We start from the raw sequence: 25,042 nt of genomic DNA on the forward strand, positions 1-25,042 counted from the left end.
CCGCGTCCGTGATCGGCGCTGGCGTGGGTGCACTGGGCACCTACATCTGGTCGCAGAACATGGAAAAGCAAAAGCGCGAGATGGAGCAGGCCACCCAGGGTACGGGCGTGAACGTGAGCCAGACGGCTGACAACCAGCTCAAGCTCGACATTCCCAGCGACATCTCGTTCGATACCAACCGTTCCGACATCAAGGGCAACTTCGCTCCCATCCTGGACCGCTTCGCCGAGGGCCTGCGCAACAACCCCAATGCCGAGGTGCGCATCATCGGCCACACGGACAGCACCGGCTCTGACGCCATCAACAATCCGCTGTCGCTGGACCGCGCCAACAGCACGCGCAACTACCTGACCATGCGCGGCGTCTCGGGCGCCCGCATCGCCACCGAAGGCCGTGGCTCGCACCAGCCCGTGGCTTCCAACGACTCGGCCAGCGGCCGTGCCATGAACCGCCGCGTGGAGATCTTCGTGGGCGAGATCCCGCAGCAGCACCAGCAGCCTCAGTATCAACAGCAGCCGCAGTACCAGCAGCCCCGCTGACCCGGGCTCTGTGCCAGATGCAACGCCCCGCAACGCGGGGCGTTTTTGCTTGGGCGGGCACCGGCATTGCCCTATGCTGGCTCCCATCCATCAATGGGGAGTCGTATGAGTGAAGCAAGCACAGCGGGCGCGGCCGACGTGGTCAGCCCGCTCGACAAGGGCCTGGGCGCGCTGTCCGCCCCCTGCGCGCCGCAGGACGCTGCCGCGCAGGGGTGGAATCTGCTGCGGGAAGACTTGAGTTTGCCGGTGGCCGTGCTGTCGCAGTCGCGCCTGTCGCACAACCTGGCCTGGATGCAGCGCTTTGTGGATGCCTACGGCGCCCAGCTCGCGCCCCACGGAAAGACGACCATGGCGCCCCGCCTGTTCCGCCAGCAGATCGACGCGGGCGCCTGGGGCATCACGCTGGCCACCGCTCAGCAGACGTGCGTGGCCCATGCCCATGGCGTGCGCCGCGTGCTCATGGCCAACCAGTTGATCGGCCGGCGCAACATGGCGGCCGTGGCCGAGCTGCTGGCCGATCCTGGCTTCGAGTTCTTCTGCCTGGTCGATTGTGCCGAGCAGGTCGAGCAGCTGGCCGCCTTTTTTGGCGCAGCGGGCCGGTCCGTGCAGGTGCTGATCGAACTGGGCCCCCCCGGCGGGCGCACGGGCGTTCGCTCCGATGCGCAGATGCAGCCGCTGCTGGACGCGCTGGCCCGGGCCGGTGCCGGCGTGCGACTGGCCGGGATCGAGGTCTACGAGGGCGTGCTCAAGGAAGAAGAACCCATCCGCACCCTGCTGCGACGGGCCGTGGACTGGCTCCAGCGGCTGGCGGGTGAGGGCCGGCTGCAGCGCAGCCCGGCCGTGCTCACTGGCGCCGGCTCGGCCTGGTATGACGTGGTGGCCCAGGAGTTCGGCAAGGCCGACATTGGCGGTCCGCTGGATCTGGTGCTGCGCCCGGGCTGCTATCTCACGCATGACGCGGGCATCTACCAGGCAGCGCAGCGGCGCATCGACCAGACCAATCCCGTGGCGCAGCAGATGCGTGCCAGCCTGCAGCCTGCGCTGCAGGTCTGGGCCTATGTGCAGTCGCTGCCCGAGCCCGGCCGCGCCATCGTGGCGCTGGGCAAGCGCGATACCGCCTTCGAGGCCGTGCCGCCCCGGCCCGCGCTGCGCTACCGCCCCGGTGATGCCGCGCCGGTGGCCACACCGCCCCATTGGGAGGTCACGGCCATGATGGACCAGCATGCTTTCCTGAAGGTGGCCGAGGACGATGGCCTGCGCATAGGCGACATGCTGGCCTTCGACATCTCCCACCCCTGCCTGACCTTTGACAAATGGCGGCAGTTGGCCGTCGTCAATGACCGCTATGACGTGGTGGACGTGATTGCCACGTATTTCTGAAGGGGTCAGCCGTGTGTGCGCAGCAGGTTGGCCAGTTCAACGGCCGACTTGACCTGCATCTTGTCGAAGACGCGCGCGCGGTGGACCTCGACGGTGCGCACGCTGATGTCCAGCTGGTCGGCGATGAGCTTGTTGGGAATGCCCTCGACCACCAGGCGCATCACGTCGCGCTCGCGCTCCGTCAGCTCGTTGAAGCGTGCACGCACGGCTTCGCGCGCACGGGTTTCAGCCTGGTGCTGGGCCGACAGTTCCAGCGCCTGTTCGATGCGGTCCACGAGGGCATTGTCCGAGAAAGGCTTCTCGCAGAAGTCGAAGGCGCCGCGCTTGACGGTGTCCACGGCCGTGGGCACGTCGGCATGGCCGGTCAGGAAGATCACGGGCATGCCTGCGATCTGGTTGCGTTCCAGCATGAGGTTGAACAGCGCCAGCCCGCTCATGCCGCCCATGCGCATGTCCAGCAGCAGGCAGCAGGGATTGCGTGGCGGTGGGCGCGACTGCAGCATGGCGTCGAAGGCCTCTGCGCTGTCATAGCATTCGCTGAGCAGGCGGCGCGAGCGCAGCAGCCAGGCCAGCGCTTCGCGGACATCGGTGTCGTCGTCGACGATGTAGACGGTGGCGTCGGGTACAGGTTCCATGGGCCTATTGTTCCATTTGTTCCATTTGTTCCATTGGTGCCATCTATGCCTGCACCTGCGCAGGGCTGTGCGCCGGCAGCGTGAAGGCGAAGACGGTTCCGCGCGGGCTATGGGGGCTGTGCTGCAGGTGGCCGCCATGCTGCTCGACCACGGTACGGCACAGGCTCAGGCCCAGGCCCATGCCCTCGTTGCGCGTGGTGAAAAAGGGCGTGAACAGCTGCTCCGCCACATGCTGGGGAATGCCGGTGCCGCAGTCGATGACGGCGAACTCCACCCAGCTGCGGCGCGTGCTGGCGGCCGCACGGCGCACGCGCAGCTGCAGCTCGCGCTCCATGGTCTCGGGCGAGTCCATGGCCTGCATGCCGTTGCGCGCCAGGTTGAGCAGCACCTGCTCGATCATGGTCGGATCGCACAGCACGGGCGGGAGGCCGGGCTCGATGTCGGTGGTCACGCGCACGCCCAGGTTGCGTGCCTGCAGGCTGATCAGCGGCAGCACGGCGTCTATGAGTTCGGCGGCGCCTATGACTTCGCGGGACTGGTCGCGCCGCCGCACGAAATCGCGCACGCTCTTGATCACGCGGCCTGCGCGGTCGGCCTGGAAGCTGATGCGCTCCATGGCCATGCGCAGGTCCTGCAGTTGCTGGCGCAGCCGGGCTTCATGGTCCGAGATGGCGCTGCCCGCACCTGCACCTGCACCTGTGCCCGTGCCCGTGCCATCGTCGCTCCCCAGCATGTTCAGCGACCCCGTGGCGTAGCTGGAGATGGCCACCAGCGGCTGGGTGAGTTCATGGCTCAGCAGCGAGGCCATCTCGCCCACCGTGGCCAGGCGGGCCGTGGCCTGCAGGCGCTCCTGCGAGGCGCGTGAGATCTCTTCCATGCGCTTTTGCTCGCTGATGTCGATGAAGGCACTCATCCAGCCGGTGTGCTGGCCCTGGGCATTGATCAGCGGCGCCTCGAAGATCAACACCGGAAAGCGCGTTCCGTCCTTGCGCATGAAGATGCTTTCATGGCCCTCGCGCGGCGGCGGGGCGTTGCCGGACAGGCGGCTGTCGCGCCGGCGTGCGTAGATCTCGGCGCGCTCGGGCGGCCAGTAGGGCGCAATGCTCAGTCCCAGCAGTTCCTCGGCCGTGAAGCCCACCATGCTGCAGAAGGCCGGGTTCACATAGCTGATGCGGCCCTGCAGATCGCGCGCGCGCAGGCCCGTGACCAGCGAGTCCTCCATGGCCTTGCGAAAGGCCAGCGCATCGCCCAGATCGCGCTCGGCGCGCAGGCGTCGGCGGTTGTCGCGTACCAGCACGGCGACCACGGACACCAGGGCGATGGACATCAGCGTCACCAGGGCCGTGAGCACGTTGGGGAATACGCTGGGCGCGCGGTGCCAGCTGTCCATGCGCAGCACCAGGGTGCTGCCCGGCAGGTCCAGCAGCTGCTGCGCCGTGAACATGCGCGTGCCGCGCCAGGAGGCGCCCAGCAGGGCCAGGCGCGTGCCGTCCGGCTCGGTGAAGGACACTTCCTGGGTGCGCGGCAGGTTTTTGCTGACCTGGGTGATCAGCAGGCTTTGCAGGCTGTAGGTGCCGATGACAAAGCCGATGATGTGGCCGCTTTGCGTCAATGGCAGGCAGACCTCCATCATCTCCGTGCCCAGGCCTTCGGCCAGCAGCTGGAAGTAGCTGGGCGAGTAGGCCGGGCCGTTGAGGCGGCGCGCGTGGGTGCAGGTCAGCACGGCCTCCGGATGGGTGTTTTGCGTGCGCAGCTGGTCTTCCCACTGCACGTTGCGGTAGGGCGTCTCGGCATGGGAGCGGATCTGCAGGCCCGCATCGCGCCATTCGATGCGCATCAGCTCGCGGCGCACCTGCAGCAGCTCGGCGGCGCGGGTCTTCCACTCGGCAGGGTCGTTGTCGGGCGCGTTCAGCGCCTGCAGGTCCTGCAGGTTGCGGTTGAGGGCGGCGCGTATGTCTGCCACGGCATTGGCGGTGTCGCGCTCCAGCTTGTCCTGGACCTGGGAGGCCTCATAGCGTCCGGCCAGCCAGACCATGGTGATGAGCATGCTGGCCACCAAAGCGACCAGCAGGCTCCACAGCGACCAGCGCCGCCAGGCAGTGCGCCAGCGGCGCCAGGGCCAGCGGCCTTCGGCAGGGGCGGGCGTGGACAGGTGCAGCGGATTCACAGGACGCGGTGCTCCAGGGCCGGCAACTGGCGGCGCACATGCGCCAAGCGCTCGCGCTTGATCTCGCCCAGCACCACACCGGCACCCTCGGCCTGCTGCGCCAGCACCATGCCCCAGGGGTCGGCCAGCAGGCTGTGGCCCCAGGTGCGGCGGCCGTTCTCATGGTGGCCGCCCTGGGCGGGCGCCAGCAGGTAGGCCTGGTTTTCGATGGCGCGGGCGCGCAGCAGCACCTCCCAGTGGGCCAGGCCCGTGATGTGGGTGAAGGCGGCGGGCACCAGCAGCAGGTCGGCACCCTGCTCGGCCAGTCGGCGGTACAGCTCGGGAAAGCGCAGGTCGTAGCACACGCTCAGGCCCAGGCGCCAGGACTCGCCCTCGCGCGAGGTGATGTCGCAGGTCACGGGCGTGTGGCCGGCCTGGACCACGGCGGCCTCCGTGTAGCGCTCGCGGCCGTTGTCGTAGTGGAACAGGTGGATCTTGTCGTAGCGCGCCACGCATTCGCCCTGGGGCGAGAACACCAGCGAGCTGTTGAGCACGTGGGCATCGTCATCGGCCACCAGGGGCAGGGTGCCGCCGACGATCCACAGCTGCAGCTCGCGCGCGGCGCGGCCCAGGAAGTCCTGGATGGGGCCTTGGCCGAAGCTCTCGCGATAGGCCAGCTTGTCGGTATCGCGCAGGCCCATGGCACAGAAGTATTCGGGCAGGGCCGCGAGTTCGGCGCCCTGCTCGCGCGCCTGACGCAGCAGGGCCATGGCCTGGTCGAGGTTGGCGCGCACATCGGGTTCCGACACCATTTGCAGGGCTGCGATTTTCATGGGTTCTCTCCTGAAGGGGCTGACTCGGTGGCGGTGGAGGGCGTGCGCGACGGTGTGTCAGAGGGCGTTGCGGCCCGGCGGCGCGGCAAGGCAGTGACCTGGGGATCATCCCAGCTGCCGTCGATGCGGAATTCCTTGGTGGCTGCCGCAATCAGCGGGCCCCGCAGCAGCACCTGCGCCAGAAAGCTGCCCAGGCCGATCACGGGGTTGATGGCCGTGGCCACCAGGGAGGCGGTCATCGCGTTGATCTCGGGCACCACCACCACGTGCAGATTCTGCGTCTCCTGGACCAGGTCTGCCGTGCCTTCCATCAGCACGGCGGCGTTGACGCCCTTCATCTGCATGTTGTTGGTGCGCGCCACGCCATCGGTGATCTGCACATCACCGCGCATGAAGTCGAAGGCAAAGCCGTTGCTGAAGACATCGCGGAAATCCAGCGTCAGCCGGCGTGGCAGCGCCTGCAGGCTGAGCACGCTCAGCAGCTTGGCCAGGCCCGGTTCGGCCTTGAGGAACTGGCCGGTCTGCACATCCAGGTGCATGGAGCCCGAGAGGCTGCGGAAATCGGGCGTGATGGGCGAGCCCGTCCATCCCGCCGAGCCCTGCAGGCTCCCCTTGCCATTGCCCACCACGCCGGGCATGTCAAAGCGCGTGAGCAGCTTGCCCACGTCGCGCAGGTCCAGCTGGAACTGCAGCTGGCTGCGCCCCGGATGCTCGGACTGCCCCTGGGGCAGGCGCCACTGGCCGTTGGCCGTCAGCGTGGCCTCGGGCGTGGAAATGTTGAAGCGCGACAGCTGCCATTCGCGTGCCGCCGCGTTGCCGGGCACGGGGCGGTTGCGGGCCTCGACCTCCAGGCGGCCCAGCGCATGGCCCGACAGGTGCATGTCGTCCACCACGATCTGCAGCGCCGGCAGCTGGCGCGGCCCTTCGTTGAACAGGGCGTCCACGCGTTCGGACTTGGCCTCCGGCACCGTCAGGCGGGACAGCCGGGCGACCAGTTGCCCTTCGGGCTGGGCGTCCGTGCCTTCGCGAAAGCCCACATAGCCATCCAGCTCCTGGGAGGTGAGGTTGCTGTGCCACGAGCCACCATCGCGCGAAATGCCCGCCACCACATCGTGCAGCTGCCGCCCCTTGGCCTGCAGTTGCTTGACGCGCAGGCTCAGCCGATCGGGAAGGTATTCGCGCGCAGGGTCCGTGGCGGCGTCGGCTGGCTCTGGCATGGCGCCGTTGGACTGCGGCGCCAGCGCCAGCCAGTCGTCGATATTGAAGAGCGGCAACTGCACATGGGCCTGCACGCCCTGGCCCGAAGTGGGGGCGGTGCCCGCTTCCTGGCCGATGAGGATGCTGCCGTGCAGCACGCGGCTGTGCTTGCCACTGATGTCGCGCTCATAGAAGACCGAGCCCGTGTCGCCTAGTTGCACGCTGATCTGGTCGCGCAGCGGGGCATCGGGCGAGGTGAAGCTGGCGGGTGCGAGCTGGTGGCTCACGTTCAATGGCTGGATGGACTCCGCCGCCTTGCCCAGCGGGGCGGGCAGGTTGATGCGCATGCCTTGCAGGCTGGACTGGACCTGGATTTCGGGTGTTCCGCGCCGCACCTTCAGCAGCAGGGAATAGGGCGACTGGCCTTCGGCATGGCGGGCCAGGTCGGCCACCCAGCCCAGTTCCCTGGCTTCGCGCAGCCCCTGTGCCGTGGCCGTGCCCTGCACGCGCACTTTGACGGACGATTCGGTGGCCGGCGCATTGCGCGCCAGCGCCTGCATGCCGCCATCGGCGCGCAGCTCACCGCCCAGCGCGCGCGCCTGCAGGCCGGCCAGCGAGAAGCCGGTTTCTGAGAACTTGACGGCCCCGCGCAGCTGGCTCAGATGGGGCGTCTGATCATCGAGCTGCAGGGAGTTGCCCGCCAGCGTGACCTGCCCGGACACCTTGCTGCGGTCCAGATGGTCGATGGGCAATTGCAGTTGCAGGGCCAGTTGCGCGGCGCCCGTGGCCTCGCTGCCGTCCAGCACGTGCCCGGTCAGCGCCGACAGGGCCGAGGTCTTGACCACGCCCAGCATGTCGGCCAGCGGGCCCTGGCCCTTGGCGGTCACGGCCACCTCGGTGTGGGCCAGGTTGGGAATGCTGGCCTGGATGTCGCGCATCTGCAGCTGCGGATAGCCGGCGAACTGGCCGCGCGCATTGCGCACGGCCATGGAGGAGCGGTCAAACACCAGCTCGCCGGACAGATCGACCAGGGCCGGCCAGGGCGCCTCGCCATGCGTGAGCAGATGGGGCGGCACATATTCATAGTGCACGTCATGCAGCTTGGCCGCGATGTGGAACTCGCCCTGGCTGGGCTTGTCGGCCGGTACGTGGTCCAGGTTGCCGCGCACCTTGAAGTTCACCGTGCTCGCGCGCCCGGCGTGTATGGCCTCGCGCACATAGTGGCGCGCGTCGGCGGGAATCTCCAGCGGCAGGTAGCGGTGCACGCGCGTGCCGTCGGCGTTGCGCAGCTGGCCCTGCAGGTCCAGCACGCCGGGAAAGCGCGGCTGCCTGTCGCTGCCGTCGCCGGTATGCCATTGCGCGCGGGCCTCGCCTTCGGTGTCGTCATTGGCAAAGCGCAGGCTGGGCACCTGCACGCTGATGGCCTGGCCGCGCAGTTGCCAGCGCAGGCTGGCCTGCAGGCGGTGCAGCGGGATCTCGGGCTCCTCGAACACGCCGGGGAACGACAGCGACGCCGGCCGCTGCTCTGTGCCCTCCATCTCCAGCTGGGCCTGGCCGCCGTCCTGGTCCAGCGAGAAGCGCGCGTTCAGGCCCTTGAGGCCGGGCATGCCCGGCGCCGCGGGGCCTTCGGACGATGCCACGCCGTTGATCGACAGTTGCTGCAGTTCGCCACTGGCCTTGTACTGCTGCAAGGACTCCAGCGGGCCGCGCCAGCTTCCCTGGAACTGGTGCAGACGGCCGGCCGGTGCCAGATCGGCCAGGTGCTGCTGCACCTGCTCTGGAAGCGGCAGGCGCTGGCCCAGCTGGGCGAGGATGGCCAAGTCAATGCCATCGGCCTGGAACTCGCCGTGCTCACCCAGCGCCCCCTGCGTGCTGGCGCCGGCGGGGTTGTAGCGCGCGCGCAGATTGCCAGCCGGCCAGTGCAGGCCGTCGCCCGTGGAAAATTCCAGGTTCTGCGCAGCGAAGCGCCAGCCGTCCTGGTGTTGCACGCTCAGCCTGCCCGTCAGGGCCTGCAGCTTCAGCGGCTGCAGGTCTTCGCGCCACTGCAGCTGCAGCGCGTTCACGGCCACGTCGGCCATGGCGCCCACGGGCTGGCCCTGGCGCAGGTCTATCCAGGCGCGCAGCGCGCCCCGGCCCTGCTGCAGGCGCAAGCCAGAGATGTCTATGTACTGGCCAAGCTGGGACAGGTCGATCTGCGTGAACATCGCATGGGCCTGGCCGCTCCAGCGGCGCCAGTTGCCCTCGTGCGTGGACAGCAGCGGCTCGCGGAACAGGCCGGTCAGCATGAAGCGCTCGCCCCAGCCCTCGGGCGGCGTGGCATCCAGGCGCAGTCCGTGGCCCCAGCCCTTGTTGCGCAGCACCAGGTCCACATCGCGCAAGGCCAGCGGCGGAGCCTGGCGCAGTTCGTCCAACCACAGCAGGCTGCCGCCGCGCAGGGCCAGTTCGGTCTGGGAAAACAGCCAGTCGGCGGCGGCATTGTCCCCGCCGGCCGAAGGGCTGATCTCGATGCCGGCCACGAAGACTCGGCCATCGGCCGCGCGGCGCACCACGAGTTCAGGACGGTCTATGTAGATCTGTTCCACGCCCAGGCGCATCAGCGAGCGTGCCGAAACGGCGACCACCACGCTGGGCAGGCGCAGGGCGTCTGCCGAATGTTCGGGGTCTTGCACCACCACGTCGCCCAGCTCGAAGCGGGGGACCAATCCCTCGCTGCGGGCCGTGATGCTGCCTATGCGAACCGGTAGGCCCAGCGTGCGTGAGGCCAGGGATTCCAGCTGAGGACGCCATTCGCCGATTCGCGGCACAATCCAGCCATGGAGCACCCCCCACACGGAGGCGAGGACCAGCCAGAAGGCCAGGACCAGCCCCAGTGACCACCGCGCAAGGCCGGCCATCCAACGGGTCAGGCGTGTGGGGTGCGGTTTCGGTTCGATCATCGGCGGCATCAGCTATGACGGGAATTATGACCGGCGCCCTCAGGGCCTGGGCGGTAACCAAGGGTTGCTGCAATCCCTCTGCGCGTGAGTGGCCGCTTCTTTCGCGTTCCGTATGCAATCCTCAGTTCACGCAATGGCAGGTACGGCCTTGAATGTCCCCGCACAGGCCGCCTATTCCCGTTTTCACCAACGGCTGCACCGTCGCTATGGCGACGAGCTGAGCCTTTTGCCGCCGGGTCCGCCCGAGCGCGCGTCCATGGAGCAGGCCCTGGCGGCACTGCTGGAGCGTGGCCTGGATCTGTCGGCTGCGCTGCGTGTGCTGCGCCAGCTGGTCATGGAGCGCACCATGGTGCTCGACTGCGAGCAGCAGGCGCCGCTGGCCGTGGTCACGCGCGCCGTGACCGAACTGGCCGAGCTGGCGCTGGAGCGCGCCTGCATCCAGGCGCGCGCCGAGCTCGACGCGCGCCATGGCGCGCCTCAAGGCCCCGACGGCCGGCCAGTGCAGCTGTGGATCATCGGCATGGGCAAGCTGGGCGCACGCGAGCTCAACGTCTCCAGCGACATCGACCTGATCTACGTCTACGAGCAGGACGGCGACACCGCCGGCCTGCCCGATGGGCGCGGGGTGATCTCCAACCACGAGTACTTCGCGCGCGTGGTCAAGGGCATCTACGGCCTGATCGGCGACACCACCGAGCACGGCTTTGTCTTCCGCGTGGACCTGGCGCTGCGTCCCAACGGGAACTCGGGGCCTTCGGCCGTCTCGCTGGCCTCGCTGGAGGAGTATCTGCAGACCCATGGACGCGAGTGGGAGCGCTTTGCCTGGCTCAAGAGCCGCGTCGTGGCGCCCATGGACTGCGTGCGCTCCCAGCAGGTGCAGGCGCTGCGTGCCGTGGTCCTGCCCTTTGTCTTTCGCCGCTACCTGGACTACGCGGTCTTTGATGCGCTGCGCTCGCTGCACCGCCAGATCCGCGAGCATGCGGCGCGGCGCAGCGCGGGCCATCCGGGCCGCTCCAATGACGTCAAGCTCTCGCGCGGCGGCATCCGCGAGATCGAATTCACCGTGCAGCTGCTGCAGGTGGTGCGTGGCGGTCAGTTCCCCGAACTGCGCTGCCGCCCCACGCTGGAGGCGCTGGGCCGCCTGGCGCGCGCCGGCCTCATGAGCCAGGAAGTGGCCGACGCCCTGGGCTCGGCCTACACCTTTTTGCGCCGTGTCGAGCACCGTATCCAGTACCTGGACGACCAGCAGACCCATGTGCTGCCCTCCCGCGACGATGACCTGGAATGGATTGCGCGCACCATGGGCTTTGCCGATGCCTGCGCCTTTTTGCACCAGCTCGATGCCCATCGCGAAAAGGTGGCCGAGGAATTCGACACCCTGCTGGGCGGCTCGGCCCAGCCCCAGTGCGGCTCGGGCCGTTGCAATGGCGCGCGCAGCCCCGCCCAGGGCACGCCGCGCGAGATAGACGGCCTCATGGAGCAGTTGCCGCCAGCCCTGGCCGCCCATGTGGCCGACTGGCGCGGCAATGCCCGCATCGCCAACCTGCGCGACGAGGCGCGCGGCCGGCTGTTTCGACTCGTGCAGCGCACGGCGCAATGGGTGGCCGAGCGCAGCGTGCCCGAAGACGCCGCGCTGCGCTTTCTGAACTGGCTGGAGCCGCTGCTGCGCCGTGAAAGCTATCTGGCCCTGCTGCTGGAGCGCCCCGCCGTGCACGAGCGGCTGCTGGACCTGCTGGGCGCGGCACGCTGGCCCGCGCGCTACCTGCAGCAGCACCCGGGCGTGATCGACGAGCTGGCCAACGAAGCCATGCTGGGCGAGCGTTTCTCGCCCATGGACTTCGAGCATGAGCTGGCCCTGCGCCTGGCCGCGCTGCAGGCCACGGGCGAGGACGATGACGAAACCCTGCTGAACCTGCTGCGCCGCGCCCACCATGCCGAGGTCTTTCGCACGCTGGCGCGCGATATCGAAGGCCGCATCACGGTCGAGCAGGTGGCGGACGATCTCAGCGCACTGGCCGACTGCGTGCTGCGGGTGACGGCCAGCTGGTGCTGGAGCCGGCTCAAGAACCGCCACCGCGAGTCGCCGCAGTTCGCCATCATCGGCTACGGCAAGCTGGGCGGAAAGGAGCTGGGCTACGGCAGCGACCTGGACATCGTCTTCGTCTTCGATGACGAAGACGAGCACGCCTCCGAGATCTATGCCGCCTTTGTGCGCAAGCTCATCAACTGGCTGGCCGTCAAGACGGGCGAGGGCGACCTGTTCGAGATCGACACCGCGCTGCGCCCCAACGGCAACTCGGGCCTGCTGGTGACCAGCTTCGCCTCCTATGCCAACTACCAGCAGCAGCGCGGCAGCAACACGGCGTGGACCTGGGAGCACCAGGCCATGACGCGGGCGCGCTTCGTGCTGGGCAGTGACGATCTGCAGGCCCGCTTCGATGCCGTGCGCGAGGCTGTGATCACCGCGCCTCGCGACCCCTCGGCGCTGCGCGACGAAATCGTCGCCATGCGCGAACGCGTGCGCGGCGCCCATCCGGTGCGCGGCGGCCTGTTCGATGTCAAGCACAGCCCGGGCGGCATGGTCGATGTGGAATTCGCGGTCCAGTACCTCGTGCTCTCGCAATCAGCCTCGCACCCGGAACTGATGGCCAACCTCGGCAATATCGCATTGCTGCAGCGCGCCGAACAGGCAGGATTGATCCCGGCCGGCGTAGGCCAGCAGGCGGCCCGGGCCTATCGCGAACTGCGCCGCCTGCAGCACGTGGCACGGCTGGATGAGCGCTCGGCACAGCTGGTGCCAGGGCAGGCCGAGCCGCTGAGTGCGCCCGTCAAGGCCTTGTGGGATGCGGTTTTCGCCAACGCCGTTGCGGCTTGACGATGTGAAGCAAAGAAGGCGGCTTGCGGCTGCGAACGCCTTCACTTCAGCATCCGTGGAAATTGGCCTACAGCAGGATCGCGGGCATCCTCAAAATGTTACATTTTTCCTGCCCACGACCCCTGGAACTTCTGCAAAAGTAGCTCATCTATTGAACAGCTTGTTGAGAGAGAGTACCCAGACCGAATTTCACGTTGCGAAGCCTCTGGGGCCACAGTCCTGAACTGTTCCGCCCGAAGCGCTTCTCCTCCCTCCCTCTCTTTATTCGTTTCGGGATGCTTCGCAACTTTTTTATGCCAGCAAAAAGGCCACCCATCGGGTGGCCTTTTTGCATTCCCGGGCTGGTGCGGCGTCAAGGCTGGGGAGGGCGCGTGGCTGCAAAACTGGCACGCTCGGCCAGCTTGGCCTGCAGTGCGGCCAGATTGGGGTGGTCGGCGCGCCAGTCCAGCTCGGGAAAGCGAAAGTCCAGCCAGCCCAGTGCGCAGCCCACGCACACGTCGGCCAGGGTGAAGTGGATGCCGCAGCAATACGGCTTGTCGCCCAGCCCCTGGGACATCACGTTCAGTGCAGCCCGCACCTTGGCAAGCTGGCGGTCTATCCAGGCCTGGCAGCGCTGTTCTTCGCTGCGGCCATCCCAGGTGGCTTCGAGGCGGGCCAGCGCCCCGGCATCCAGCAGGCCATCGGCCAGTGCTTCCCAGGTCTTGATCTCGGCGCGCTCGCGCCCCGTGCCGGGGATCAGCTTGCCTACCGGGGAAAGTGTGTCCAGATATTCGACGATCACGCGCGAGTCGAACATGGCATCGCTGCCGTCCATGACCAGGCGCGGCACCTTGCCCAGCGGGTTGCCGGTGCCGGGCGACAGCTCGCGGCTCCAGGGGTTTTCCTCGACGAACTGATAGTCGAGCCTTTTCTCTGCCAGTACGACGCGTACCTTGCGTACGTAGGCGCTGGTGGAGGAACCTATCAGTTTCATGGCAATTTTCCGTGGCGAAGAGGCGGCCCATGGGCGGGCAGCAGATTCTATGCGCTGCCCGGCGATCTCCCCCTCGGCCCCCGTTTTTGCCGCGCGCACCTACAATCACGGCCCATGAATCTGCCGCACATCTCCGCCCTGTCCCCGCTCGACGGCCGCTACGCCGCCAAACTGTCTCCTCTGCGCCCGATTATGAGTGAGATGGGATACATGCACCGCCGCGTGCAGGTGGAGGTCACCTGGTTCATCGCCCTGTCGGATGCCGGCTTTGCCGAGTTCAAGCCCCTGTCCGAAGGCGCGCGCGTCTATCTGCAGGACCTGGTGAAGAACTTCTCCGAGGCCGATGCCGTGGCCATCAAGGACATCGAAAAGACCACCAACCACGACGTCAAGGCCGTGGAGTACTGGATCAAGGGCAAGTTCGACGGCCGTCCCGAGCTGCTCAAGGCCGCCGAATTCGTGCACTTTGCATGCACCAGCGAAGACATCAACAACACCAGCCACGCGCTGCAACTGCGTGCCGGCCGCGACAGCGTGCTGCTGCCCGCAATCTCCGGCATCACGGCCAAGCTGCGCGAGATGGCCCATGCCTATGCCGCCGTGCCCATGCTCAGCCGCACGCACGGCCAGACCGCCAGCCCCACCACCGTGGGCAAGGAAATCGCCAACGTGCTGGTGCGCCTGGAAAAGGCAGCAGCGCGCATTGCCGAGGTCAAGCTCCTGGCCAAGATGAACGGCGCCGTCGGCAACTACAACGCCCACCTTTCCGCCTGGCCCGAGTTCGACTGGGAAGCCTTCAGCAAGAACGTGATCGAGTCGCCCGAGCCCCAGGGGCTGGGCCTGAGCTTCCAGCCCTACTCGATCCAGATCGAACCGCATGACTACATGGCCGAGCTGTTCGACGCCATCGCGCGCGCCAACACCATCCTCATCGACTTCTCGCGCGATGTCTGGGGCTATGTGTCCCTGGGCTACTTCAAGCAGCGCCTGAAGGCCGGCGAGATCGGCTCCTCGACCATGCCGCACAAGGTCAACCCCATCGACTTCGAGAATGCCGAAGGCAACCTGGGCCTGGCCAACGCCCTGCTCAAGCACCTGGCCGAAAAGCTGCCCATCTCGCGCTGGCAGCGTGACCTGACCGATTCGACCGTGCTGCGCAACATCGGCGTGGCCATGGGCTATGCCACGCTGGCCTACAGCTCGCTGATGACCGGCCTGAACAAGCTCGAACTCAACGAAGAGCGCCTGCAGGAAGACCTGGACAACGCCTGGGAAGTCCTGGCCGAGCCCATCCAGACCGTCATGCGCCGCTACGGCGTGCAGGGCGCCTACGAAAAGCTCAAGGAAGTCACGCGCGGCAAGACCGTGCAGGCCGAAGACCTGCACCGCCTGATCAACGGCCTGGAAATCCCCCAGGCCGACAAGGACCGCCTGCTGGCCATGACGCCTGCCTCCTATGTGGGCAAGGCGGCCGAGCTGGCGCGCCGCGTCTGAGTTGATGCAGGCCCATGGTGCCGGCACTTCGGCGCGATCCAACAATTTCGACGCGCTGAGACTGCTGGCCGCACTGCTGGTCATCTGGAGCCATCAGTTCGCGGTCATGGGCTTGCCGGTTCCCCAGCTCCTGCACAACGAGCCCGGGGCGCTGGGCGTGGTCATCTTCTTTGCCATCAGTGGCTATCTCGTCACCTTGTCCTGGCTGGCTGACCCGCATCTGGGGCGCTTTGCGGCGCGCCGGGCGCTGCGTATCTGGCCCGGCCTCATCGCAGCCGTCCTGCTCTGCGCTTTCGTGCTCGGGCCCTTGGTCACTACCTTGCCCTTGAAGGCCTATCTCGCGCATCCATTGACGTGGGACTATCTGCGCAACCTGTGGCTGGACACACAGTTTGCGCTGCCGGGCGTATTTGATGGCAACGTGCTGGCTTCATCGGTCAATGGTCCCTTGTGGACCATCCCGCTGGAAGTGGGCTGCTATGCCTTCCTTGCTGCAGCCGGAGCCCTGGGTGTGATGCGCTGGCCCTGGGTTGCTCCCCTGGCATTTCTTGCGCTGCTTTTGGGCATGCAGTGGCACTACAGCCCAGCGCCGGGTGCTGCCATGCCTGCCTGGTCGTTCGGACTGCAATACGGCATGGTGTTCGCGCTGGGCGCGACGCTGGCCTGCTGGCGCCATCTGTGGATAGAGCGCCGCCCGTTGGCGATGACTGCAATGCTGCTGCTGCTTGCCGTCCTCTACTTCAAAGGCCCGGCGATCATTGCGGGCCAGGCACCCTTGCTGGCGCTTGCAGTTTTTTCCGTGGTGGCAGGATCGGCATCCACGCCCCTTCTCAAGCATGCAGGGCATTTCGGCGATTTCTCTTACGGCCTGTACATTTACGCCTTTCCCGTGCAGCAGCTGGTGGTCTGGCATTTCGCGGACCGGCTCGGCTATGGCGCAGCTCTGGCCTGCACCGTGGCCGGCACGGGCCTGCTGGCCGTGCTGTCCTGGCATTTGCTAGAAAAGCAGGCACTGAACTTCAAGCCTGCCCGGCCCGCTTCGGGTGCTCCCAAAATCCCTTCGTCGCATGTGACGGGCTGACCCTCACCTGCCGAACTACCTGTCTCATGGCCCTCAAATCCACCATCTTCAAGGCGAACCTGTCCATCGCCGACATTGACCACGGCTACTACGCCGACCATGCGCTGACCCTGGCTCGCCATCCCAGCGAAACGGACGAACGCATGATGGTGCGCCTTGTGGCCCTGGCCCTCAATGCCCACCAGCTCAGCGACATGTGCAACGGCGACGGCACGCTGGCCTTTGGCGCGGGCCTGTCCGATCCCGAGGATCCCGATGTCTCGCTGACCGACTTCACGGGAGCCAAGCGCCTGTGGATCGAGGTCGGCCAGCCCGAGGAAAAGCCCATCGCCAAGGCATGCAACAAGTCCGATGCCGTAGTGCTCTACGCCTTCCACCATGCGGCGGAAGTCTGGTGGAAAGGCCTGGAAGGCAAGCTGGCACGACTGAACAAGCTGCAGGTCTGGCGGATTCCCTCCGAAACCTCCCAGTCGCTGGCGGAGCTGGCCGAGCGCAGCATGCAACTGCAGGCCACCATCCAGGAAGGCGCATTGACGCTCAGCAGCAATCTGGGCACGGTCTTCATCGAGCCGCTGCGCTGGAAGTAGCCGGGCACTGGCCCAAGCAAGCCACTGTCTCAGTCAGGCAACTGCATCCGGACGGCCTGGGCGAAGGACTCCACCGTCCAGCCCGCGCCCAGCAGCATGCGGCGAGTGGACAGCCGGTCCATGACATCGTCGGGCACATTGCAGCCCAGATGGATCAGCGACTTGCTCTCCGTGATGCCCACATAGCGGCCGTCATAGCTGCGCGCCAGATGGTTCCACAGGCCGTGGGCACCCGGCGACTGGCGTGCGCCGCTGACGAGGCAGGTGCCCGTATCGAGCACGCTGCGGTAGACGGCGCTGGCGATGCCGCGCCGCTGGTAGTCCGGCGCAAAGCGCGAATGGGGCGAGCGCACGCGGCGGTCGGTGCGCTTGTCCACTTCGACCAGGCGATTGAACACCGTGTAGCCGGCCAGGCAGCGCCGCTCCATATCCTCCACGTAGGCAAACCATTCGCCGTCGGCCTCCCGCCAGTGCAGCTGGAACTGCGGATCGTGAAGCGGACGTCGCTCCAGGCCGTGCAGCTTGTTGCCGGGCTGGTACAGGCGCTCATGAATGGCTTCGAGCTCGCCCTCCACCAGCGGCTGCATCACGTCGATGCGCAGTTCGGTGACGTGGTGCGGCCGCAAGCGGGCCGAGGCGCGATGCGCCACGGCATCACGCAGATGGCGCCAGAGGGTGGAAAACGAGGGCCCGGCTGGGGCAAAGGCTAGACAGGTCACGGCAAAGCTCGCTTTGTCGGCAGGCCTTGTGGCCCGGCAGACGCGTGAAAATCCAACCGCCTTCAGTTTCAAGGTGAAGGCGGCGCAAGAAGAGCGGATTCAGTGAAGCGACGCTGCCCGGTTCCGCGCAGGGCAGCGCATCAAGACCGTGCGGCCTGTCTGGGGCCGATGTTCAGCCGCGCTGCATCGCGCTCGCGCAGGCGAGCGGCCGTGGCAGGCCAGGCCTTGCCGGCCGGCACGCGCGTGCTCCCCGCATCACTTGCCGTGAGGCGCATGCAGGGGCGGGCGCGGCGGTGGCTGGAAGCGGCGGTCTGCAGCATGGGGGCTGATGTTAGGCCGCCTGCAACATCGCACTGGTTCGGTGCGATATACGGCAATCAGCTGGGTTTGCGCGATATGTCCGCGCGCTCGGCCGCACGCTCTGCATAACGGGTAAAGCGCCAGGAGTCGCCTTCTGTCGTGATCCTGCGCCATACGGCACGCTTCTGTGGTGGCTCCATGGCGGTCCACATCTGCACTTCGTCGAAGCTGCGGCCACAACCCTTGCATTTCTCGTCGCCCTGGCTGGTGGAGCAGATGGCGATGCAGGGCGTATCGGGGGTCGTGTCGTACCAGGCCAGCCAGGCTGCCATGGCGTGCGAGGGAAAGCCCTCAACCTGCACTTCGGTCTCATGCCAGAAGATCATCAGCGCGTACACCTCGGCCAGGGCCCGTACTTCGGGCTGCAGCAGCACGCCGTCCGGGGACGGGTGGCGCTCTCGCCAGTAGTTGATGGCGGCTTCGATATCGGTGATGTGCAGTGCGGTCATGGACGGGCAAGGGGAAGGGACAGCGATGATAAGGCGCATGCCAGTCCTCGGCCGGGCACTGCTGCAACACTCCATCAGCTTCAGGGTTGCTATGAATAGTGAAGCGTTGGGGGCAGATGTATAAAAGGAGTGCGGGATGTGTTGCTTGTGCTTTCCGTGGAATTGAAGGGTTTTTTCACTTGCGTGCCGCAGCGGCTTTGTGTTGCAATCCGCAGGTTCGAAGGGGAGTAGCTCTCTGCCGGCAGGGGTGGTTGCAAAGCCACCGCGCCGGCATCGGAATGGTCGTCAATACGAAGCGCAAGCTTCCGGCCTTCCGGGCTGCGGTGCATACCGCAGCCGAGCAAGACCTTTGATGGACCTGATGACGGTCGATCAAGGTGTTCTCCCCTGAGCCAGGCATGTCCTTGCCCGGGTAGGCGCTGTGTCGTCGCATCGGTCTTTCTGTGCTGGTGGGTGTTTCTCCAGGAGGGAGGAGTTCCCGCCGGCCGTACTCAACAGCGAGGACCTTATGGACTTGGACTTTCTGACTCACGCCCCGTTCTGGGTGGCCCTGGGCCAAATCATCATCATCGACATCCTGCTGGGCGGGGACAACGCGGTCGTGATCGCGCTGGCCTGCCGCAAGCTGCCGCCCGCGCAGCGCAAGAAGGGCATCATCTGGGGCACGGCTGGCGCCATCATCCTGCGCGTCATCCTGATCGCCTTCGCGATGACGCTGCTGGCGCTGCCCTTCCTGAAGTTTGTCGGCGCACTGCTGCTGGTGTGGATCGGTATCAAGCTGATTGCGCCTGATGAAGATGGCCATGACAACATCCAGGGCAGCGACAAGCTGCTGGCGGCCATCAAGACCATCATCGTCGCCGACCTGGTGATGAGCGTGGACAACGTGATCGCCATCGCCGGCGCCGCACAGAGCTCGGGCGAACACCAGCTGCTGCTGGTCGTGCTGGGTCTGTTGATCTCCATCCCCATCATCGTCTGGGGCTCGCAGCTCGTGATCAAGCTGATGGAGCGCTTCCCCATCATCATCGTGGCCGGCGGCATGCTGCTGGGCTGGATTGCCGGCGGCATGCTGGTCACCGACCCCGTCTTCGCCAATACGGAGAAGTGGGACTGGATGGTCAAGCTGCCCCAGACCGACATGCTCAAGTACGGTGCCAGCGTGTTCGGAGCCCTGCTGGTGCTGGCACTGGGCAAGTACATCGCTTCGCGCCGTCCTGCTCCCAAGGCGGATGCCCACGGAGCTTGATTTCCTGAAAAGTTGAGGTTGGCGCCGGGTTGGCCTGTCTGGCCTCCCGCGCCGATTCGCGACAATCCAGTGCAAGGGCGGCTTTGACCGCCCGCCTGTCCCACCCCGCAAACCCAGTTCGACAAGGACTTGCTTTGAACCCCATCATCGTCTACGTGGATGACGCTTCCTACGCCCTGCCTCTGGTCCAGGCCCTGGCCGCCTCGCCGCAGGCCCAGTCCTCGCACTGGTTGCTGGTGGCCTGCGCACCGCGCATAACCCACCGTGTCAGCAAATGGGTGAGCCACAGCGCACGCGAAAGCTGGCGCGGCAAGTGGGCCGACAAGCTGTTTGCCCAGTTGCTGCCGGTGTTCGGTGACAGTGCAGGCCGAATCACGCCGGTGCTGGCCAAGGGGCCGCTGGCCGAACTGGTGGCCCAGCTCCAGCAGGAGCATGGCGCGGCCCAGATCGTCGATGCGCGCCGCCCCAAGCAGGAATCCACGGCCCCAGCCGTGGCGCCTGCAGCCCCGCTGGGTCGGCGCTGGAATCTTCCGGGAACGCTGGCGGCCATCGGCGCGCTGATGGGCCTGGTGTTCGAGGAAGCGATGGTCTAAAGGCTGGCATCTGCCTGGCTGCTCTGGTCAGGCGATCACTGTCAGGACGGCATCCCAGAAAACGGGATGCCGTTTTTCATGGAGTTCTCCGGTCCACGGTTCCCAGTGCGCCGCCTCAACCCGGATCTGCCGGCTGCTGCTATGCTGCCCGCATGAAAATCCTGATCAAATGGCTGCTCAGCGCCGGTGCCCTGCTGGTCGTGGCCTATCTCTATGGCGGCGTGCAGGTCAACAGCTTCAGTTCGGCCATGATCGCGGCGCTGGTCATCGGCCTGCTCAACGCGGTGCTGCGGCCCATCCTCGTGGTGCTGACGCTGCCCGTGACCATCGTGACGGTCGGGCTGTTTCTCTTCGTGGTCAACGGACTGATGTTCTGGGCAGCCTCGGGCCTGCTCAGCGGCTTTCATGTCGCGGGCTTTTGGGCGGCCATGCTGGGCGCGCTCATCTACTCGCTGCTGGGCCTGGCCATCGAGTCACTTCTCGCGCGCCTGTTCCCTTAGCAGCTCCTCCACGGCACGCAGCCGCGTGTCCACGATGGAGGCTTCAATGAAATCCACCTTGGGCCCGCCCTTGCGGGCCAGTTCCTGCGCTGCCTTGAAGCGATCCACCGCGGCCGCATAGTCGTAGTGCGCGACCTGGGCCTCGGCCTCGGCGCGCAGCGCGCGCAGCTCCTGGCCCTGAGAGCGCTGAACCTGGGCCAGCAATTGCCAGGCGCTGGCATCGCGCGGGTGGTCCGTCACCCAGGTCTGCAGCGGGCCTGCCATGCTGGCGGCGCCCTGCTCGCGCAGCAGGATCTGCGTGCGCATCAGCAATTCCGGCCTGCGCACGGCGCGGTTTTCGATCACATTGACGGTGGCCAGGCTGGGGCCGCTTTCCGTTGTCTTGGCGGGAACGGATTCCGTGGGACTGGCCTGGGCAGGTGCGGCTGCAGGCAGGTAGAGCGGTGGCAACGCCTGCAACGCGGCGCCGGGCTTGCCGGCTGTCAGCTCCAGTTCGGCCTGCAGCAGCTTGGCCTGCCGCAGGGCGCCGGGATCGGCGGCCGTGGCCGCTTGAAGGCGCCCGGACATTTCCCGCGCCTCGGCCCAATCGCGCAATTGCACGGCGCTCAGTGTGGCGGCATACAACTGTGCCACCTGCTGGGTCGGGGTTTGGCTGCCAAAGCTGGTGGAGCGCGGCAGCTCGGCCCACTGGCGCAGCACGTCCACGCCCGGGCGCGACAGCACGCGGGCCCGTGCGGCCATCATCACGTGTTCCAGGGAAGGGGCGGGCGCGGGCGCAACGCCGCGCGGCAGGCGTGAATGCATGTCGGCCATGCGCTCCGTGGTCAGCGGATGGCTGCGCAGATAGGGCCAGCTGCCGTTGTCATTGAGCCTATTGGCCTGCTGCAGCTTGTCGAACATGGTGACAAAGCCCTGCGGCGCAAAGCCCGCAGGCGCCATCAAGCCATAACCCATGCGGTCGGCCTCGCGCTCCATGTCGCGAGAGAAGTTCAGCTGGTTCTGCACGGCCAGCGCCTGGCCGCCCATCATCATCGCCATGGCGGCATCCGGGCTGCGGCTGGCGGCCAGGGCGCCCAGGATCATCGAGCCGATCATCAGCGGCGTCTGCTTGCCCTGCTGGGCAATGAGCCGCGCAATGTGGCGCTGGGTGACGTGGCTCAATTCATGCGCCAGCACCGAAGCCAGTTCGTCGCGCGTGCTGACCACGCCGATCAGTCCCAGGTGCACTCCCAGATAGCCGCCGGGCAGCGCAAAGGCGTTGACCGAGCGGTCCCGCCCCAGCAGGATCTCCCAGGCAAAGCGCTCTTCCAGCTCGTCCGACAGCTCGCCCCGCGTGCGCGCCGCATCGACCAGGTGCTGCCAGATGCCTTCCACATACTCCTGCAGTACCGCATCGTCAATGTAGTCCGGATCGCGGTACAGCGAGCGGATGATGCGGTCACCCAGGCGCCGCTCGTCACTGGTAGTCGTGGCTGCGCCGTCGCCCAGCGTTGGCAGGCGCAACTGGGCCTGTGCGGGGGCATGCGTTGCGATGGTGAGGGACGCGGCCAGCAACTGCAGGCCAACGGCGAAACGTGTCTTCAGGCGTGATGGGCGCATGGGCAGGTAGGAGGCCAGAAGGCCGGGCCCTGCACCTTGATGCCGGGCGGTGGAACACCCCACTATGATGCCTCGGTTCGCCGAACGTTCACGGCAGGACTGACCAGCGTGTCAGGTCTGCCGTAGACCGGCCCGTGCATTTTTTGGAGTTGTGCCATGTCTTCCCTCACCCATTTCGACGCCCAGGGCCAGGCCCACATGGTCGATGTCGGCGCCAAGCCTGCCACCCACCGCATCGCGGTCGCCGAAGGCCGCATCACCATGCAGCCCGCCACCCTGGCCATCATCCAGAGCGGCACCGCCAAGAAGGGCGACGTGCTGGGCATTGCGCGCATCGCCGGCATCATGGCCGCCAAGAAGACCAGTGACCTGATTCCGCTGTGCCATCCGCTGGCGTTGACGCGGGTGGCTGTGGAGTTTGAGCTGTTGGCCGAGGCATCTGCCGTCCGCTGCATGGCCACGGTGGAAACGGTGGGGCCCACGGGCGTGGAGATGGAGGCGCTCACCGCTGTTCAGGTCGCCCTGCTCACGGTCTACGACATGTGCAAGGCGGTGGACAAGGGCATGGTGATGGAGGGGGTGAGGGTCGTGGAGAAGCGAGGGGGCAAGTCAGGAAGTTTGAATGCCGCTCATGCAGTAATCAAGTCAACGATATAAACCTACTGGACGGTGAACTGAAGCATGGGAACCTGATCGGCTTCAAATTGCATGCGGGCTGATTCGCTATTGAAGATGGGGGCATGATCTCCCACGACGACCACCTTGACCCCGTGCATTTTCTTGTCGTTGATCATTTCTGATAATTCTTCAAAGAATTGAGTGTGCAATTGATGGTAGGTGCACAGTTGAGATTCGTATATTTCTCCAAATGCCAGCTTGCAGATGCTCTCGCGGAAATTGCTTACATCTCTCTCATCATAAGGGGTGTGTGAATTAAGTGTCATCCAGTAGACAAATGTCTTCGGTGCTGATGAGAGTTTCTCTTTTGCTATGCTGAAAAGGTACTTGTCACAATATCCAGGGAATGAATAGCATTCTGTCTTTCGGGATATTGGAAGAATTTCCTTGAATATCATTTCGTGAAATCCGACTACTGGATACCATTCCAGTCGTCCATACATGGTGCTGTGGGCGCCGTGCAACGATACCGTTTTGTAGCCTTTGGAGTGAAGCAATGCGGGAAGGCATTCTCCGACTGAATTTTCGTCGCTGGATATGTTCTTGAATTTCAGTTTTGTGGGAATCTTTCCGCACAGCTCGCGAAATTCGCCGAATATGGTGGAGCCTACGGCGTGTATACTTCCAGTTTGAATATGGGATGAGTGAGGGTTGGATGTTATCGCTGTAATCTGTTTTTCCAATATGGAATTGTCTTTTGGTTTTCCCCAGGATTCAGCAATTATGAGAAGTATTTTGTCGGGCAGGGGCCCGGAAAGGGAGAGAGACGCTGCGGAAGGCTGGGTTATCTTGTGAAACTCCACATTGTCATTGCTGGTGAGGAAGAACGCCTGCTCGTTCAATGCCTGCAAATTTCCTATGAAATAGGAAGAACTGCCAAAAATGAGGTCACTGCGATCAAGGTATGAGGGATGGGTGAAGTTTCCTTCACGAAATGAAAATGCCCCTTGGAGCAAGGCCAGTAATATACCTGTGGTGAACACACGCTTCCAATTGATTGATTCCAGAAGCTTGATGGATTTGATGAATAGTAGTGCTATTATTCCGGAGCAGACAGCCAATGCTGCCAAGTAGGAAGGCTTGGCCTCAAAGGCAAAGCTTGTAATCGTGCTTATCTGTGAATAGTTGAAAAGGTAAAATACTTTTGTCATTCCCAGGAATATTTCCTGAGAAATAGAAAATATGAAGGCGGCTGATCCGATCCACTTGAAGCCAATCGCCACGAGAAAGAAGGATAGAAATATCTCCGCGCTGATGAAATATCTCTTATAGCCAAAGTGTATGGATATCCATTGAAACAATCCATTCAATGCAATAAATATTGCAAGGAGTAGCCATTTCGGTGCATCAATGGTTTGAATGATATTCTTGAGGTTTTGGAGAATCATGGCTCATGATGGTTAGAATCCATCGACAGGCGCAAAGGATTTTATTTCGGCTGTTCGGGAATCAATGAAGGCAACCCATTCCAGGCTTCGAAAACTGGTCAATGGCAGCCATGCCAGATATTGTTCCGAAAGCCCGCTGTCTCTGATCGCTTGATCAATCAATTGATGTTGGGTGGGATGCTTATTCCTCAGTAATTCCACATTCTTGGCCCTCTCCAGCACCGCTGCCTTGCTCATTTCATAAGGCTGCCACCAATCGGGTCGCATGGATGGATCGATTCCGGCCAAAGATAAATCAAGGCTTTCCAGAAATTCCTGTCCTCCTTGGGGTGTTCTTGTGCCGATGATCCGGGGACCCATCCATGGCAGAACCTGTAATCCACCTTGTCTGGGTTGTAGTTTTTCTGGTGAGATATCTGCTGCAGTGATGACTCGAAAACGATCTGTCTCAAAAACTGTATATACCGGCCTGGCCTGGCTCAAGGTGAAAAGGCCATAGATCAGTGCTGCCAGCTGGAGTATCATGACCAGGCTCAGATCCTGAATAAGTTCGCGTCGAGGCTTGCGAGGATTGAAAACAATGGCAGTGAGTGCTGGGCCGCATATGACATCTACACCAATGATCAGCAAGAAAAGGCTCCTGCCGCCAACCAGCTCGCGGTAGGGGAAAGGAAACCACAGCCAAAATACCAAAAAGGCAATACCTGTTGCAATAGCTGAACTAGCAAGGAGATGCAAGCTTGCTGCACGCAAAGCGCTTTTTACTCTACTGTCCACAATTGTGTGTGATTTAAAATATGTAGAATGCTGGGCCACAGCATTGCGAGGCAA

The 25,042-nt window shown here is 64.9% G+C and carries 21 protein-coding genes; 10 read left to right on the forward strand and 11 right to left on the reverse strand.

What is annotated here, in order from left to right; all coding sequences use genetic code 11:
• Together L995_RS27645 and L995_RS27650 are read left to right on the forward strand one after the other, a co-directional pair.
• A partial coding sequence (locus L995_RS27645) for an OmpA family protein (protein WP_047474558.1) occupies window positions 1-539 on the forward strand: 539 nt, incomplete at its 5' end.
• Between the two features lie 105 nt (window positions 540-644).
• Window positions 645-1,919, forward strand: coding sequence for an amino acid deaminase (locus L995_RS27650; RefSeq protein ID WP_047474560.1), 1,275 nt, complete (start codon window positions 645-647; stop codon window positions 1,917-1,919).
• A gap of 5 nt (window positions 1,920-1,924) precedes the next feature.
• Here L995_RS27650 and L995_RS27655 read toward each other — a convergent pair whose 3' ends face one another.
• Genes L995_RS27655 through L995_RS27670 form a run of 4 tightly spaced genes read right to left on the reverse strand, consistent with a single transcriptional unit; the run spans window position 1,925 to window position 9,666 of the window.
• On the reverse strand, window positions 1,925-2,554 hold the full coding sequence (locus L995_RS27655) for a response regulator transcription factor (RefSeq protein WP_012202778.1): 630 nt from the start codon (window positions 2,552-2,554) through the stop codon (window positions 1,925-1,927).
• A gap of 43 nt (window positions 2,555-2,597) precedes the next feature.
• On the reverse strand, window positions 2,598-4,721 hold the full coding sequence (locus L995_RS27660) for a two-component system sensor histidine kinase NtrB (protein WP_047474562.1): 2,124 nt from the start codon (window positions 4,719-4,721) through the stop codon (window positions 2,598-2,600).
• Entirely contained in the window at window positions 4,718-5,533 is an 816-nt protein-coding gene (locus L995_RS27665; protein ID WP_016454246.1) for a carbon-nitrogen hydrolase family protein, read from the reverse strand. Before L995_RS27665 ends, L995_RS27660 begins: the two co-directional genes overlap by 4 nt.
• Window positions 5,530-9,666, reverse strand: a complete 4,137-nt coding sequence (locus L995_RS27670; protein WP_047474563.1) for a YhdP family protein — start codon at window positions 9,664-9,666, stop codon at window positions 5,530-5,532. The genes L995_RS27665 and L995_RS27670 overlap by 4 nt, the downstream gene beginning before the upstream one ends.
• Before the next feature lie 133 nt (window positions 9,667-9,799).
• Between L995_RS27670 and glnE the strand changes: the two genes are divergently transcribed.
• Window positions 9,800-12,541: a bifunctional [glutamate--ammonia ligase]-adenylyl-L-tyrosine phosphorylase/[glutamate--ammonia-ligase] adenylyltransferase gene (gene glnE, locus L995_RS27675; protein ID WP_047474565.1), complete on the forward strand. Its 2,742-nt coding sequence runs from the start codon at window positions 9,800-9,802 to the stop codon at window positions 12,539-12,541.
• Between the two features lie 352 nt (window positions 12,542-12,893).
• On the opposite strand, the gene L995_RS27680 is transcribed toward glnE, so the two are convergent.
• Window positions 12,894-13,514, reverse strand: a complete 621-nt coding sequence (locus tag L995_RS27680; protein WP_016449378.1) for a glutathione S-transferase family protein — start codon at window positions 13,512-13,514, stop codon at window positions 12,894-12,896.
• Window positions 13,515-13,628: 114 nt separating this feature from the next.
• On the opposite strand from L995_RS27680, the gene purB reads away from it, so the two are divergent.
• From purB to L995_RS27695, 3 genes are read left to right on the forward strand one after another with little or no spacing between them, the layout of a single operon-like run.
• A complete protein-coding gene (gene purB / locus L995_RS27685; protein WP_017404067.1) occupies window positions 13,629-15,008 on the forward strand; it encodes an adenylosuccinate lyase in 1,380 nt (459 codons plus the stop codon).
• A gap of 4 nt (window positions 15,009-15,012) precedes the next feature.
• Complete coding sequence (locus tag L995_RS27690) at window positions 15,013-16,089, forward strand: acyltransferase family protein (protein WP_047474587.1); 1,077 nt, start codon at window positions 15,013-15,015, stop codon at window positions 16,087-16,089.
• A 26-nt stretch (window positions 16,090-16,115) separates the two neighbouring features.
• Window positions 16,116-16,676, forward strand: coding sequence for a YaeQ family protein (locus L995_RS27695; protein ID WP_017404069.1), 561 nt, complete (start codon window positions 16,116-16,118; stop codon window positions 16,674-16,676).
• 29 nt (window positions 16,677-16,705) lie between these two features.
• Here the strand turns inward: L995_RS27695 and L995_RS27700 are convergent, their stop codons facing one another.
• From L995_RS27700 to L995_RS27710, 3 genes are all read right to left on the reverse strand, one after another.
• Window positions 16,706-17,395 (reverse strand): hypothetical protein, encoded by a 690-nt coding sequence (locus L995_RS27700; protein ID WP_043790902.1) that lies wholly within the window; start codon window positions 17,393-17,395, stop codon window positions 16,706-16,708.
• Window positions 17,396-17,535: 140 nt separating this feature from the next.
• The gene (locus L995_RS27705; RefSeq protein WP_047474567.1) at window positions 17,536-17,715 is read right to left on the reverse strand and encodes a hypothetical protein; all 180 of its coding nucleotides are present in this window, start codon (window positions 17,713-17,715) and stop codon (window positions 17,536-17,538) included.
• A 57-nt stretch (window positions 17,716-17,772) separates the two neighbouring features.
• Window positions 17,773-18,204 (reverse strand): DUF3717 domain-containing protein, encoded by a 432-nt coding sequence (locus L995_RS27710; protein ID WP_047474569.1) that lies wholly within the window; start codon window positions 18,202-18,204, stop codon window positions 17,773-17,775.
• Between the two features lie 508 nt (window positions 18,205-18,712).
• Here L995_RS27710 and L995_RS27715 point away from each other — a divergent pair.
• The 3 genes from L995_RS27715 to L995_RS27725 all read left to right on the forward strand — a co-directional run bounded on the left by L995_RS27715 (window position 18,713) and on the right by L995_RS27725 (window position 20,546).
• Window positions 18,713-19,453, forward strand: coding sequence for a TerC family protein (locus tag L995_RS27715; protein ID WP_016449385.1), 741 nt, complete (start codon window positions 18,713-18,715; stop codon window positions 19,451-19,453).
• 134 nt (window positions 19,454-19,587) lie between these two features.
• Complete coding sequence (locus L995_RS27720) at window positions 19,588-20,046, forward strand: hypothetical protein (protein ID WP_047474571.1); 459 nt, start codon at window positions 19,588-19,590, stop codon at window positions 20,044-20,046.
• Between the two features lie 152 nt (window positions 20,047-20,198).
• Window positions 20,199-20,546 (forward strand): phage holin family protein, encoded by a 348-nt coding sequence (locus L995_RS27725; RefSeq protein WP_012202791.1) that lies wholly within the window; start codon window positions 20,199-20,201, stop codon window positions 20,544-20,546.
• Here the strand turns inward: L995_RS27725 and L995_RS27730 are convergent.
• Complete coding sequence (locus L995_RS27730) at window positions 20,520-22,145, reverse strand: M48 family metalloprotease (protein ID WP_047474573.1); 1,626 nt, start codon at window positions 22,143-22,145, stop codon at window positions 20,520-20,522. The two genes, L995_RS27725 and L995_RS27730, sit on opposite strands and share 27 nt — an antisense overlap.
• 156 nt (window positions 22,146-22,301) lie before the next feature.
• On the opposite strand from L995_RS27730, the gene moaC reads away from it, so the two are divergent.
• Entirely contained in the window at window positions 22,302-22,802 is a 501-nt protein-coding gene (gene moaC, locus L995_RS27735) for a cyclic pyranopterin monophosphate synthase MoaC (RefSeq protein WP_034366225.1), read from the forward strand.
• A 2-nt stretch (window positions 22,803-22,804) separates the two neighbouring features.
• Here moaC and L995_RS33575 read toward each other — a convergent pair whose 3' ends face one another.
• Together L995_RS33575 and tfpZ are read right to left on the reverse strand one after the other, a co-directional pair.
• The gene (locus tag L995_RS33575; protein ID WP_156136149.1) at window positions 22,805-24,211 is read right to left on the reverse strand and encodes a sulfatase-like hydrolase/transferase; all 1,407 of its coding nucleotides are present in this window, start codon (window positions 24,209-24,211) and stop codon (window positions 22,805-22,807) included.
• A 12-nt stretch (window positions 24,212-24,223) separates the two neighbouring features.
• Window positions 24,224-25,027 carry a TfpX/TfpZ family type IV pilin accessory protein gene (gene tfpZ, locus L995_RS32515; RefSeq protein WP_231574548.1) on the reverse strand — a complete coding sequence of 268 codons (804 nt, stop codon included), beginning with the start codon at window positions 25,025-25,027 and terminating at the stop codon, window positions 24,224-24,226.
• Between the last annotated feature and the right edge of the window lie 15 nt (window positions 25,028-25,042).

The sequence above is a fragment of the Delftia sp. ZNC0008 genome, from assembly GCF_000799035.1.
Taxonomy (GTDB): domain Bacteria; phylum Pseudomonadota; class Gammaproteobacteria; order Burkholderiales; family Burkholderiaceae_C; genus Comamonas; species Comamonas tsuruhatensis.